The following is a 12,700-nucleotide window of genomic DNA, read 5'->3' as shown; positions in this document are numbered from 1 at the left end:
ACCACGCACTGAACCGCCCCCGATAAACCAACCCCAGGAGCCATTATGAACAGCACTTCCGCCACGCTTTCCCTTGACTGGCACGGCCGGGCTAACGCCCTGGCAATCGACGGCAGGGCCTTCATCGACGGCCGCCGCGCATCCGCGGGCGAACAACATTCCCGGCCCGTCACCAGCCCCATAGATGGCCGCGTCCTCGCTGAGTTGGCTGCCGGCGGCACCGCCGACGTCGATCGCGCGGTGGCCGCGGCCCGGCGCGCCTTCCCGGCGTGGTCCCGCCTGGGGGCCGAAAAGAGGAAGGGCCTGCTGCTGGCCCTGGCCGACCTGATGGAGAAGCATGCCGACGAACTGGCACTTCTGGAGACATTGGACAGCGGGAAGCCAATCCTGCAAACCACCACCGTGGATGTCCCCGGTGCCATTTCCACGCTGCGCTGGTACGCCGAGGCGGCGGACAAGCAAAGCGGGGAACTGCCTGCCGTCCCGCCCGGGGCCACCGCGCTGGTGACGCGCGAGCCCTTGGGAGTGGTGGCCGCCATTGTGCCGTGGAACTTCCCGCTCGAAATCGCGGTCTGGAAGCTGGCTCCGGCGCTCGCCTCCGGAAATACGCTGGTGCTCAAGCCGGCCGAGCAGACGTCCCTGAGCGTGTTGCGCCTTGCCGAATTGGCCGCTGAAGCCGGGCTGCCGGACGGGGTCCTGAACATCGTCACCGGCACGGGCCGGGAAGTGGGCGCGGCCCTGGCGCAGCACATGGACGTCGACGCCTTGGCGTTCACCGGCTCCACCGCCGTCTCCCGAACCCTGCTGGAGGCCTCCGGCCGCAGCAATCTCAAGCGGCTCAGCCTCGAAGCCGGCGGCAAGAGTTCCAACATCGTCTTTGCTGACACGGCCGACCTCGCCACTGCCGCGGCGAAGGCAGCCTTCGGCGCCTTCTACAACCAGGGCCAGGTCTGCTCCGCCAATTCGCGCATCCTGGTCCAGCGGGGTGTCCATGACGAGTTCGCTGCGTTGCTGGCTGCCGCCGCGGCCGCCTATCGGCCGGAGGATCCGCTCGCCGGCCTGGCAGGAAACGGTGCGCTGATCAGCAGTGCCCACACTGACGACGTCGAACGCTGGATCGTGCGCGGCCGCACCGAGGGTGAAGTGCTTTTCGGCGGTGAGCGGCGTGAGATCCGGGGCTCTGATGCCTACCTGGAGCCCACCTTGTTGGGCGGTCTGGGGGCCGGGCACGATGTCCACCGCGAGGAGATCTTCGGGCCCGTGGCCGTGTTGCACGCCTTCGACACGGAGGACGAAGCGGTGCGGCTGGCGAACGCCACAGACTATGGATTGGCGGCATCCCTGTGGACCTCGAACCTGTCCCGGGCCCACCGGGTGGCGGGGGAGCTGCTCGCTGGAACAGTCTCCGTGAACACCGTGGACGCACTGGGCAACACCACGCCGTTCGGGGGCTTCAAACAGTCCGGATTCGGCCGCGACCTGTCCCTGCACGCCTTCGATAATTACACGGCGCCGAAGACCACGTGGATCCAGTTCGGCTGAGGAAGGACACCGCCATGAAATCGATCGAACAAGGGTCCGCCGAAGGCCGCGCTGTCTACAGCCGCCTCCACGACGGCGCCTTTCCCACCCTTCTCGCGCAGTAGCAAACTTAAGCAGTAGCAAAGGACCGATCATGGATCAGCCAATAGCCTCAACGCGCCTTGCCCAAGAGCAAAGCCAGCATCTGCAGAAATCCCTCGGCCGCTTCGACATCCTGTTGCTGGTGGTGGCGGCCGTCATCTCGGTGGAGGTCCTCGGCCAGGTCTCCGGGTTTGGCGGGGAAACCTTCACCTGGACCCTCATCCTGGCCATCACTTTCATGGTTCCTTATGGCCTCATCTTCGCGGAGACCGGCGGCGCGTTCACCGAAGAAGGTGGCGTGTACGTCTGGACCAGGATGGCCTTCGGCCGGGTTGTCGCAGCTATCACGTCCCTTTTCACCTGGGTAACGCAGCCTGTCTGGGTGGGCGGCGCCATGGCGTTCGTGGCAGTGGAAACATGGTCCGAATACGTGGGCCATGTGGAGGCCGGCAGCGTCAGCGACTACATGTTCAAGCTGGGCTTCATCTGGATTACGGTGACCTCAGCCATCGTCAGCCTGAAGCACGGTAAATGGCTGCCCTCGCTCGGAGCCATCCTCAAGGTCGCGTTCCTGACCTTCTTCATTATCGTCACCATGGTCTACGGGCTGCAGCACGGTTTCAACGGACTGGACCTCGGCTTCTTTTCGCCCACCCTGGCCGGCTTCCTCGGCGTCACCCCGCTGCTGCTTTTTTCGTTCCTTGGCTTCGAGTCCGGCAACAGCGCCGCGGGGGAGATGAAGAACCCGGCCAAGGATGTTCCCGTCTCGGTGGCCCGCTCCTCGATGATCGCCGCCGCGAGCTACCTCCTGCCGATCCTGGCCATTCTCCTGGTGGTGCCGCTCGACAGGATCACGGGCATCGGCGGCCTGTTCGGCGCAGTGGCCACCGTCTACACGGTGTTCGGCCCGGCCGCTGAGGTCATGCTGGCCATTTCGGCGGTGATCTTCTGCTTCGTCCTGGTGTCACAGGGCGCAGCATGGATGATCATCAGCGACCGGATGCAAGCCATGGCAGCCGCCGACGGCTCCTTCTTCGGAGGCTTCTTCGGCCGCTTTCACCCCAGGCTGGGTACCCCGATCCGGGTCAACACGCTCTCCGGGGTGGTGGCCACGTTGTTCATGCTCGCGGCCATGCAGCTCAGCGGAACCAGCAGCGCACTGTTCGGCGTGGTCCTGTCCATCGCCATCTCAACGTTCCTGCTCAGCTACCTCTTTGCTGTCCCAGCCGCGGTCCGGCTGCGGAGCAAATACCCCCTCGCCGACAGGCCCTTCAAGGTTCCCGTCCCGGACGCCGGTTTCCGCATTCTGGGTGCCATTTGCTTTGCCTGGATCCTGATCGGCTCGTGGGTGGCGGTCTTCCCCGGAACACTCGAGGTCCTCTTCGGCCTGGAGTACGACTTCGAGGCAACCTGGGGCGTCCCGCAGTTCACCTTCGAGGCCTTCGCACTCGGCACACTCGGGTGCATCCTGGCCTTGGGACTCGTGGGATATGCCCGCGGCAAGAAGGTCCGCGACGCCGTGGCGCCCGTGGGCGCTGCCGCTGAGCTGATCAACGACTGACGTTCTTGGAGGTACGACGGCGGCGGGTCACCTTGGGTTCCCATGGAACCTGTGGGTGGCCCGCCGAACGTTGCCCGCGAGACGCATGCCCCCTGCCGGGCCGGGCCGGGGTATCAGCCGGTCGCGCTGGCGAGCCGGGCTGCCAGCGACCTGATGTGCGCCACGAGCTCCGGCGGTTCGTGCACCTGGAAGTCGAACCCTTTGGATGCCACGTAGATGGCCAACTCATCCAGCGAGTTGGACCCGGCCCGCAGGGTGCAGCTGTGCTCGTCGATCGGCTCCAGCGCTCCCGTGGTGGGGGCAATCCGCTCCGCCGCGGTCTCGGCGCTGACATACAGGGTGAACCGGGCCTGGTAGCGGTAGGCGGACGTGGAGATCTCCCGCGAGGTATAGGTGCTGATATCCGGGTCAGGCGGGGTGCGCGGCGTGAACCGGGGGCCAGCGGGCGTGCGCGGATCGAGGCGGTCCACGCGGTAGGTGCGCCAGTCCTGGCGGTCGACGTCCCAGCCGATGAGGTACCAGCGCCGGCCTGCGTGCACCACCCGGTGCGGCTCGGTAGTGCGGATGCTGCTGGTTCCGTCGTGGGTGCGGTAGTCGAAGCGAAGGCGCAGCGAGTCGCGGCAGGCGGCGGCGATGGCGGTGAGGGTGCCCGGGTCGACGGTGGGGCCGGAGTTGGCCATCGGCACCACCATCGACTGCAGGGCGTTGATCCTGTGGCGCAGCCGGGACGGAAGTACCTGTTCGAGCTTGGCCAGCGCCCGCACTGAGGTCTCCTCGATGCCGGTGATCGAACCGCCGGCGGCCGTGCGCAGGCCCATCGCGACCGCGACGGCTTCGTCGTCGTCGAGCAGCAGCGGCGGCAGGTCCGCACCGGCACCCAGCCGGTAACCGGCGGTGCCGGCGGTGGCCATGACGGGGTAGCCGAGGCCGCGAAGCCGGTCGATGTCGCGGCGCACCGTTCGTGGAGTGATCGCCAGTCGCTCGGCCAGTTCGGTGCCGGACCAGTCGCGTCGGGTTTGCAGGAGGGCGAGCAGTCGCAGCAGCCGTGCCGAGGTTTCCCACATGATCTGAAGTCTGCCATAGTCCTAGGACCGGATCTGACCTAACCGGTTCCTAGAGTTATTGGTATGGAGAACAACACAGAGATCCGGCCCTTCACCATCGACATTCCCCAGGCTGACCTGGACGACCTGCGCGACCGGCTCGCCAGAACCCGGTGGGCCGCGGACCTGCCCGGTGCCGGCTGGAGCCGCGGGGTGCCGGTGGGCTACCTCAAGGAACTGGCCGAGTACTGGCGCGACGGCTACGACTGGCGCGTCTACGAGCGGGAGCTGAACAAGTACCCGCAGTTCACCACCGAGATCGACGGGCAGAACATCCACTTCCTGCACGTCCTCTCGCCCGAGCCGGACGCGCTGCCGCTGATCCTGACCCATGGCTGGCCCGGCTCGATCGTGGAGTTTCTTAACATCATCGGCCCGCTGACAGACCCCAGGGCACATGGCGGAGACCCGGCGGACGCGTTCCACCTGGTGATCCCGTCGATCCCCGGCAGCGGATTCTCCGGACCCACCGGCGAGACTGGCTGGGACACCAACCGGGTGACCCGGGCCTTCGCTGAGCTGATGAACCGCCTCGGCTACAGCCGCTACGGCGCGCAGGGCGGGGACACCGGCGCGGTCATCTCTCCGGGGCTCGGCCGGCTCAACCCGGACAAGGTGGTCGGAGTGCACGCGAACGGGCTCTCCGCGTTCACCGGGGTCAACCCGGGCGAGGCGGGCGAGCTGACCGGGGCCGAGCGGGCGCGGCTGGATCACCTGCAGTATCTTAAGACAGAGCAGTCCGGCTACATGATGATCCAGATCACCCGTCCGCAGACCCTGGCGCACGGGCTGCACGACTCCCCGGTGGGGCAGCTGGCCTGGATCGTGGAGAAGTTCAAGGAGTGGACCGATCCGGCCGCCGAACTGCCCGAGGACGCGGTGGACCGGGATCTGTTGCTCACCAATGTGATGCTCTACTGGCTGACCGGCACCGCCGGATCCTCGGCCAACAGCTACTACGAGACCGCGCACGCCGGAGCCTGGGGCGCGAGTGAACGTTCCACGGTGCCGACCGGGGTCGCGGTCTTCCCCATGGACGTGTCCATCCGGCGCACCCTCGAGCTCGAACACACTGTGGTGCACTGGTCCGAATTCAGCCGCGGCGGTCACTTTGCCGCCATGGAGGCCCCCGACCTGCTCGTCGACGACATCCGGGAGTTCTTCAGCAAGCTGCGCTGAACCACCCCTGGAACGTCGCCTGAATGGGAACCAGCCCAACTGACTCGCAGTTGTTGTCGTTTTCACGCGTCAAAAGGACAACAACTGCGAGTCAGTTGGGCGGGCGGGTCGCATCGGTGTATTTCTCGTACATCACGAAGGTGTCCGGATCGTCCAGGCTCCGCTGGGCATGGAACATGAGGTTCTTCGGTCCGGCCCTGATTCCCGGGCCCAGCTCCCAGAGGACATCTGCGATGTGCTCGCCCTCTCCGGGCATGGCAGTCCAGGTGGCGATGATGGTGTGAGCCATGGTGTTCCTTTCGTCAGAAGGCGGGACCTGGCGGAGGACCAAACCTCCATCGCCTTGATACAGAGTTTTGCCCGCTCCGACAAACCCGTGGCGCTCATTTGCCATGCGCCCGGAGCCCTGCGGCACGTCACGGGCCAGGACGGACGTCCACTGGTTCACGGCAGGAAAGTCACCGGGTTCACCAACTCCGAGGAGGAAGCCATTGGACTCACAGAAGTGGTGCCCTTCCTGGTGGAGGATGAGCTCACGGCCAAGGGCGGGTTCTTCTCGCGTGGACCGGATTTGGCTTCCCACGTGGTCCAGGACGGACTGCTCATCACAGGCCAGAATCCCGAATCGTCCCGGGCAGCCGCCGCGTCTTTGCTGCAGGAGCTGAGGGTTGAAACGACGGCCTAAAGGACCTTCCGGACTATGGTTTCGAATTCCGCAATGCTTTCCCCGGCAAGTGAGGCAGCGAGATCCGCGTCACCGTCAGCGATTGCCCTGAGAAGAACGGAATTCTCCCTGATATGGCCGGCTACAGAGGGGAGTTTGTCCAGGAGGTAGCACCAAATCCGAGTGGCGAGGTTGTCATATCGAATGAGGATTTCCTGGAGGCGGCTGTTGGCCGCGGCCTGGAAGCAAAATAAGGCCCGCGAAGCCAAAATCAGCGGCATGGACCCGGATGAGGGCCCATGCCGCTGTGGCGCCGCTAGCCTGTTGGTTTCAGGGAGGCCCGAATCAGGGAAGCAACCCGTTCCGCTTCTGTGTAAGCCCCGTGGGTACCGGCCGTCTCCGACGTATAGTCGCCCGCGAAATGCAGCGATCCGACGGAACGCTGAAGCTCAGGAAGGGCGCCTGCGCGTTCCGGGCTGAGCAATGCGAAACAATGCTGCCAGGTCTGGGCGTGGACACCGAGGATCCGGCCCCGCAGCTGCGGGGCCACGGTGAACACGTCTTCCATCCACTCGCCGATTCTGTCTTCGTCGTCGCCAAACCCGGGCAGATAGCCCGAGGAATTTCCGTAGCAGGTCAGTTGCAGAATGTTCGCTTGGGAAGTGTGTTCAGTTCCTCCGGGGACAGGGTTGATGATGGCGTCGAAGGGCATGCCGACCGTCACGATGAAGGCCCAGTCCTTGAACTCCGGGAGCCCTTCAATGTCCGCAACGATATTAAGCGTGGTACTTCCAGGGCTGGCGACCCTGTTGAGCGCCGACGTCTTCCAGCCGGGCAGGTTCCTGACGACGTCCGGAACGACAGGTGCGGGAACGGCCAGCACCACATGCCTGGCAGTCAGCTTCTCTTCACGGTCCTCGCCCGTCACCGAAACTTCGTAGACGCCTTCCTCCTCGAGCAGAGCCACGTCCGTTACTTGGGAGTTGTAGCGGACAGTGTGCTCCGGCAGGCGCTCCAGAATGGCTCGCGGAATGGCCTGCATGCCGTCCAAGGCGAAGAGGCGGTTGTTCTTCTCCCGGGCCAGGTAGCTGGCGAAATAGCGGAGGGCGTACTTCGCTGAGAGATTGGCCGGGTCGCCCACGGCGCCCCCACGGATAGCGGTGGCAATGATGTCCCGGACAGCGGGCTGGAGGCCTGCGATCCGTTCAGCGACTGTCTCACCGGAAAGCCGGTCGAGTTCTCCGGCTGAAGTCCTGTCATCGACATAGTCCTGGTATTCCGAGAGGGAGGTATCAATGAACTTGATCAGCTCGGTCTTCTCGGACTCGGTGAGATTGAGCCCGGCCACAACATCCTCGTTGGTTTCTGCCACCACGGTCTTGCCGTTGACATGGATGCCATACGTTTCCGGGAGGAAGGGGACGGTCTGGATCCCCAGCTCGCTGACGAGCTCCTCTGACTTTGTTCCCTTGTAAACGAACATGGCGCCGGAATTGGCCGACGTTCCGGCAAGCTGCACTGTGTGCGACCGGCCACCGATGTCATGGCCGGACTCCAGGATGAGGACGTCCAGCCCTGAGTCGCGCAGAAAGTACGCAGTGCCAAGTCCCGCGGCACCGCCGCCAACAATTATCACGTCGTGCAATTTGGGCTCCTAGTGGAAAATCTTTTTTTCGGATTCCGCGGCCCTTGTCTCTCTTCGCCGCGGGTAAGTGTCTAGTCCTCGTAGGTGTTGGCTATGTAGACGTCGCAGGGCGCGCTGTGAGCAACACTGTTGGCCACGCTGCCCAGGACGCGGCCGATGCCCCGCATCCTGCGGTTGCCCACCACAATGAGCCGGGCTTCCTTGCTCAGCGCTTCCCTGATGAGGGCATCCGCCGGCCTGCCGGAGGCCGCAGCGTAGGTGATCCTGATGTCCCCGCCCAGGGTGTCGGCTACGGCCCTGGCAACGTGTTCGGCCTTGTCGGCGTCCGAAACGAGCCATTTACTGCTGCCGGTGCCGAAGACGTCGGTGCGGTCACTGTCGAAGGCTGACACCACATGGAGGGTCGCGCCCAGCGCTGTGGCGAGGTCTCTCGCGGCCTCCGCAGCCTTTCTCGCCGTATCACTGCCATCGACCCCAACAACAACGATGCCGCTCATGTGCATGCTCCCTCGCTTGCTTAATACCCGAAAAAAATCTAGAGCACCGTTTCGGCGCCTTTGGACCGTCATCAGGGCGGCGCCGGATAGGACATCCAGCGCCGCCGTGATGCAGAACGACGCTCCCGTCAGAGTTCGCTGGGTGCGCCCGGCTCTCCGACTGCTGCGTCGATCCCGTACTTCCCGAGCAGCTTCTTGATGGTGCCGTCTTCGCGCAGCTTCTTAATGTCCTCGTCCAGCGCCTTGCCGAGCGTGTCGTTGTCGAGGCTGGACGGCAACATGACCTGGCCGACCGCAGCGAACTGAGGGACGCGCGGGTTCGGCTTGACGTCGATCACCTTGGCACCCTCGATGGGGGCGTCCTTGAACCGGTAGTTGGCGGATGCGGAGGATGCCACGAGCGCGTCGATGCGGCCGGCTTTGAGGTCTGCGTAGATGGACTCGTCGTCCTGGTAGATCTTGAAGTTGTCTCCAAGCCACTTCTGCATGCTGTCGTTCCAGAGGTTGCCGGCGACCGAGCCAACCTTTTTACCCTCGAGGTCGTTGCTGGTCAGGCCCTTGGTGGAGACGATCGCCTGGGGATCACTCCACAGCGGTGTGCTCATGTAGACGATCTTGGTCCGTTCCTTGGTGCGGAGCCAGTTGCCCGAGCCGATGTCGACGCGCTTGGACTGCACGGACGGGATGACCGCACCTGCGCCGCCCGAAGTGCTCACGGTGACTTTGAGGCACTCGAGCTTGGCGATCTCGTTGATCAGGTCACCCTCCATGCCGGTGACGTTCTCGCCGTTAAGGATCGTGGCGGGTGCATAGTCGTAGCTGGCGACGGTGAGCTCGCCCTGGTTGAGGGTTTTGAGGCCGGCGTGGGCCGGCTTGCAGTCGGATGCGACGCTGCTGGTGTCGCTGCCGCCGCAGGCGGTGAGGGAGATGGCGAGCAGGCCGGCGGCGCTGCCGGCGGAAAATGCGCGCGCGAGGGTACGGGGAGTACGTGACATGGTTTTTCTTTCTTTGCTGAGGTGGTTGGGCGGAGTGCCCGGGAGGAGTGGAGCGGGGTGGGTGGATTGGGGGTTCAGTTGCGTTGCAGGTGCCGGCCGAGGCGGTGTTCCAGCAGCCGGACGAGGCCGAGGAAGACGAGGGTGAGGGAGCCGTAGATCACGGCGGTGAGGAGGTAGACGCTGAGGTATTCGAAGGTGATGGAGGCGATCTCGAACCCCTTGGACATCAGTTCCGGCACGGAGATCACGAAGGCGAGTGCGCTGCCTTGGAAGACGAGGACGGCGAGCCCGGCCAGGGGCGGTGTGGAGATCCGGAGCGCCTGGGGCAGGATGATGAGCCGGAACCCGGTCCAGCCGCGGAGCCCGGAGGTGAGTGCGGCTTCTTTTTGTCCCAGGGGTACCGAGGCGATCCCTGCGCGGAAGTATTCTGAGGCGTACGCGCCGGTGTTCCAGGTCAGGGCGATGATCGCCGTGGTCAGTGAGGTCAGGGTGATGCCGGCGTCGGGGAGGCTGAAGTAGAGCAGGTAGAGCAGCACCAGGGCGGGCAGGCCCCGCCCGATCTCCACGAACAGGAACGAGATCCACTGCAGGGGTGCGGGTTTCGCGGCTGCCATGACGGCGAACAGCAGGCCGAGCGGGAAGCCGAAGAGCAGTGAGAGTCCGGTGAGCTGGAGGCTGACCACGAGTCCGGGGGCGAGGGCTGGCAGCCAGCCGAGCCATTGGGTGAGCATGTCCATCACGCGACTCCGATCTTCCGGCGCAGGGTGAGGTCGACCCGGCGGGAGACGAGGGCGACGATGAGGCTGATGATGATGTAGAGCACCCCGGCAATGATGAACGCGAGGAGGCCCTGGTGGGTCTGCTTCGCGCCCTGCTGGGCGTAGTAGGTGATTTCCCGTACCCCGATGGTGGAGGCCAGGGCGGAGTCTTTGAGGAGTCCGATGCCGTAGGTGGCGATGGCGGGCAGCGCGACACGGAACGCCTGCGGGGTGATGATGTGTCCGACAGTCGCGACAGAGCCCAACCCGAGTGCATGGGCGGCTTCGCGCTGGCCGTCGGGGATACTCAGGAGACCTGAGCGGTAGATTTCGGCCATGAAGGCGGAGGCGATGATGGAGAATCCGATGATCGCGGCCTGGATGGTGGTCAGTCGCAGCGAGTACTGGGGCAGGCCGAAGTAGATCAGGAACAGCCAGGTGATGGGCGGGATGACCCGGACGATGTTGATGTAGAGGGTGGCGATGGTGCGGATGATCGCGATGGGGGAGCGGGCGGCGCCGACGAGGACGAGGCCGATGATGCCGCCGATCACCAGGGATGCGCCGGTGACGTAGAGGGTGAGTCCGACGCCTTGGGCGATCGAGGACAACAGTTGGGTGATCATTGCGTCACCGGTCCAGGACGGCTTTGAGGAACTGGCGGGTGCGTTCGTTGTGCGGGTCCGACATGACCTGTTCGCTGGGGCCGATCTCGAGGACGCCGCCGTTGCCCATGACCATGATGCGGTTTGAGACGTCGCGGGCGAAGTGCATTTCGTGGGTGACCACGAGCATGGTCATGCCCTCGTCGGCGAGGTCGCGCATGACGGCGAGGACCTCCAGGCCGATCTCGGGGTCGAGGGCTGAGGTGGGCTCGTCGAAGAGCATGACCTTCGGGGACAGTGCGAGGGCGCGGGCGATGGCGATGCGCTGCTGTTGGCCTCCGGAGAGGCGGGCGGGATAGGCCGTGGCTTTATCGGGGAGCCCGACGCGTTTGAGCAGCTTTTCTGCGGTTTCCTGGGCCTGTTCCTTGCTGGCGCCCAGCACCTTGCGCTGGGGCAGGGTGATGTTCTCCATGACCGTGAGGTGGGGGAAGAGGTTGAAGCTTTGGAAGACCATTCCGGTCACGCGCCGGAGGTGGTCCAGGCTTGCCTTGTCCGGCAGCTTCCCGCCGGCAACAACGCGGGCTCCGCCGATTTCGATCGTGCCCTCGGTGGGCGTTTCCAAATAGTTCAGGCAGCGCAGGAACGTGCTCTTGCCCGCCCCCGACGGGCCGATGATCGAGACCACCTCGCCCTCGCTCATCACCAGATCCACGTCCGACAAGACGCGGCTCGCGCCATAACTCTTGCCGAACCCGGAGACCACAACCTCACCAGAGAGAGCGATCGGGGAAGCTTTTGTGCCAAAACTGAAGCTCATCCTTTGTTCCTTGAGATAGCGGACGCATCAAGCCTGAGATCTGCATGAGATCTGCGCCACAACGTTTACAAATACAGGCACGTCGACGAAACCGCAGTCAACAGATATATCAGTGCGCTCACCGCTGCTTGGGTACGCAGCACGGCACACCTCTGTGCGCTTGCCGCTGAGCCAAAGCGGAATCGCCTTGCAGCAGCGGCACCCTCGGCAAGCTCGACTGCTGCGGCTGCTTCAGTCGTGCCTCGCTTGAGATGCGCTTGAGATGCATGAAGTAGATCACAGGAGCCGGTATTAGAGCAATACTTTAGGAATATATGTTTTATAGTCCGCGATGCCGAAGTTGCGGGGGAAGCAGACAAAAACCTTTAAAACTAAAATCTATTGCCTCGAAGGGTGGGCCCCCCTACAGTAGAGGAAATCGCCCGGCGTGACCAGCATCACCCCGATGCGTCAGCCCCCACCCAGAACCCCCATGGAGGTACTTGATGAATGCCCTGACCCTGACCGGCCAGGTGGCCCTGGTGACTGGAGCCGGCCACGGAATCGGCCGCGCCAGCGCCTTGGCGCTGGCGGAGGCAGGCGCCCTGGTGGTGGCCTCCGACATGGACTTCGCACGCGCCGCTGAAACTGAGCAGCTCATCAAAGACGCGGGCCATAAAGGTGTGGCCGCAGTTGCCGACGTCACCGACGAAAAGGCGATGGCCGCCGTCGTCGATGACTTTGTCCGGACGCACGGCCGGCTGGACGTTGTCCACGCAAACGCCGGCGTGCTCATGGCGGGAACCGCCCTGACGCAGACCCTGGATGAGTGGGACAGGACCTTCACGGTCAACGTGCGCGGCACGTTCCTGACGGTGCGGGCGGTACTCCCGCAGATGATCAGGCAGAAGTCGGGCGCGATCGTCATCACGGCGTCCGTTTCCGGCCTCATCGGGGAGCCGGACCTCGTTGCCTACAACACATCCAAGGGCGCGCTGGTGAACCTTACCCGGCAGCTGGCGATTGAGTACGCCAAGGATGGCATCCGCGTCAACGGCGTGTGCCCGGGATGGATTGAAACAGGCTTCAACGACCCCGTGCTCGGCCACCTCGATACCGAGGAACTCGGTCAGCTCGTCGGAACGCAGGTACCCTTGGGGCGCCAGGGGACACCGGAGGACATCGCCCCCGCGGTGGTATTCCTCGCCTCGGACTGGGCCCGGTACATCACCGGGCAGCTCCTTCCCATCGACGGCGGACTGACGTCAATGTAG

The 12,700-nt window shown here is 64.5% G+C and carries 13 protein-coding genes; 5 read left to right on the top strand and 8 right to left on the bottom strand.

The window, feature by feature from the left end; all coding sequences use genetic code 11:
* Positions 1-45: 45 nt before the first annotated feature.
* Together ACFQ50_RS14180 and ACFQ50_RS14175 are read left to right on the top strand one after the other, a co-directional pair.
* Positions 46-1,542, top strand: coding sequence for an aldehyde dehydrogenase family protein (locus ACFQ50_RS14180; RefSeq protein WP_377996178.1), 1,497 nt, complete (start codon positions 46-48; stop codon positions 1,540-1,542).
* A 133-nt stretch (positions 1,543-1,675) separates the two neighbouring features.
* Complete coding sequence (locus ACFQ50_RS14175) at positions 1,676-3,184, top strand: APC family permease (RefSeq protein ID WP_377996177.1); 1,509 nt, start codon at positions 1,676-1,678, stop codon at positions 3,182-3,184.
* Between the two features lie 113 nt (positions 3,185-3,297).
* Here ACFQ50_RS14175 and ACFQ50_RS14170 read toward each other — a convergent pair whose 3' ends face one another.
* Positions 3,298-4,248, bottom strand: a complete 951-nt coding sequence (locus ACFQ50_RS14170; RefSeq protein WP_377996176.1) for a helix-turn-helix transcriptional regulator — start codon at positions 4,246-4,248, stop codon at positions 3,298-3,300.
* Positions 4,249-4,311: 63 nt separating this feature from the next.
* On the opposite strand from ACFQ50_RS14170, the gene ACFQ50_RS14165 reads away from it, so the two are divergent.
* On the top strand, positions 4,312-5,466 hold the full coding sequence (locus ACFQ50_RS14165) for an epoxide hydrolase family protein (RefSeq protein ID WP_377996175.1): 1,155 nt from the start codon (positions 4,312-4,314) through the stop codon (positions 5,464-5,466).
* Between the two features lie 91 nt (positions 5,467-5,557).
* Here ACFQ50_RS14165 and ACFQ50_RS14160 read toward each other — a convergent pair whose 3' ends face one another.
* Positions 5,558-5,755, bottom strand: a complete 198-nt coding sequence (locus ACFQ50_RS14160; RefSeq protein WP_377996174.1) for a putative quinol monooxygenase — start codon at positions 5,753-5,755, stop codon at positions 5,558-5,560.
* Here ACFQ50_RS14160 and ACFQ50_RS14155 point away from each other — a divergent pair.
* Entirely contained in the window at positions 5,702-6,151 is a 450-nt protein-coding gene (locus tag ACFQ50_RS14155; RefSeq protein WP_377996173.1) for a type 1 glutamine amidotransferase domain-containing protein, read from the top strand. The genes ACFQ50_RS14160 and ACFQ50_RS14155 overlap by 54 nt on opposite strands.
* Before the next feature lie 295 nt (positions 6,152-6,446).
* Here ACFQ50_RS14155 and ACFQ50_RS14150 read toward each other — a convergent pair whose 3' ends face one another.
* The 6 genes from ACFQ50_RS14150 to ACFQ50_RS14125 all read right to left on the bottom strand — a co-directional run bounded on the left by ACFQ50_RS14150 (position 6,447) and on the right by ACFQ50_RS14125 (position 11,447).
* Complete coding sequence (locus ACFQ50_RS14150; RefSeq protein ID WP_377996211.1) at positions 6,447-7,766, bottom strand: flavin monoamine oxidase family protein; 1,320 nt, start codon at positions 7,764-7,766, stop codon at positions 6,447-6,449.
* 80 nt (positions 7,767-7,846) lie between these two features.
* Positions 7,847-8,272, bottom strand: a complete 426-nt coding sequence (locus ACFQ50_RS14145; protein WP_377996172.1) for a universal stress protein — start codon at positions 8,270-8,272, stop codon at positions 7,847-7,849.
* Between the two features lie 128 nt (positions 8,273-8,400).
* Positions 8,401-9,267 carry a substrate-binding periplasmic protein gene (locus ACFQ50_RS14140; RefSeq protein ID WP_377996171.1) on the bottom strand — a complete coding sequence of 289 codons (867 nt, stop codon included), beginning with the start codon at positions 9,265-9,267 and terminating at the stop codon, positions 8,401-8,403.
* A gap of 74 nt (positions 9,268-9,341) precedes the next feature.
* Positions 9,342-10,004 carry an amino acid ABC transporter permease gene (locus ACFQ50_RS14135; RefSeq protein ID WP_377996170.1) on the bottom strand — a complete coding sequence of 221 codons (663 nt, stop codon included), beginning with the start codon at positions 10,002-10,004 and terminating at the stop codon, positions 9,342-9,344.
* Positions 10,004-10,651, bottom strand: a complete 648-nt coding sequence (locus tag ACFQ50_RS14130) for an amino acid ABC transporter permease (protein ID WP_377996169.1) — start codon at positions 10,649-10,651, stop codon at positions 10,004-10,006. The genes ACFQ50_RS14135 and ACFQ50_RS14130 overlap by 1 nt, the downstream gene beginning before the upstream one ends.
* A gap of 4 nt (positions 10,652-10,655) precedes the next feature.
* A complete protein-coding gene (locus tag ACFQ50_RS14125; RefSeq protein ID WP_377996168.1) occupies positions 10,656-11,447 on the bottom strand; it encodes an amino acid ABC transporter ATP-binding protein in 792 nt (263 codons plus the stop codon).
* Between the two features lie 485 nt (positions 11,448-11,932).
* Here ACFQ50_RS14125 and ACFQ50_RS14120 point away from each other — a divergent pair, with 485 nt between their 5' ends.
* Entirely contained in the window at positions 11,933-12,700 is a 768-nt protein-coding gene (locus ACFQ50_RS14120) for an SDR family NAD(P)-dependent oxidoreductase (RefSeq protein WP_377996167.1), read from the top strand.

It is taken from the genome of Arthrobacter sp. NPDC056493, from assembly GCF_042795115.1.
Classification (GTDB): domain Bacteria; phylum Actinomycetota; class Actinomycetes; order Actinomycetales; family Micrococcaceae; genus Arthrobacter.
The sequence above is the reverse complement of the archived record's forward strand: the minus strand, read 5'-3'. Positions and strand labels throughout refer to the sequence as shown.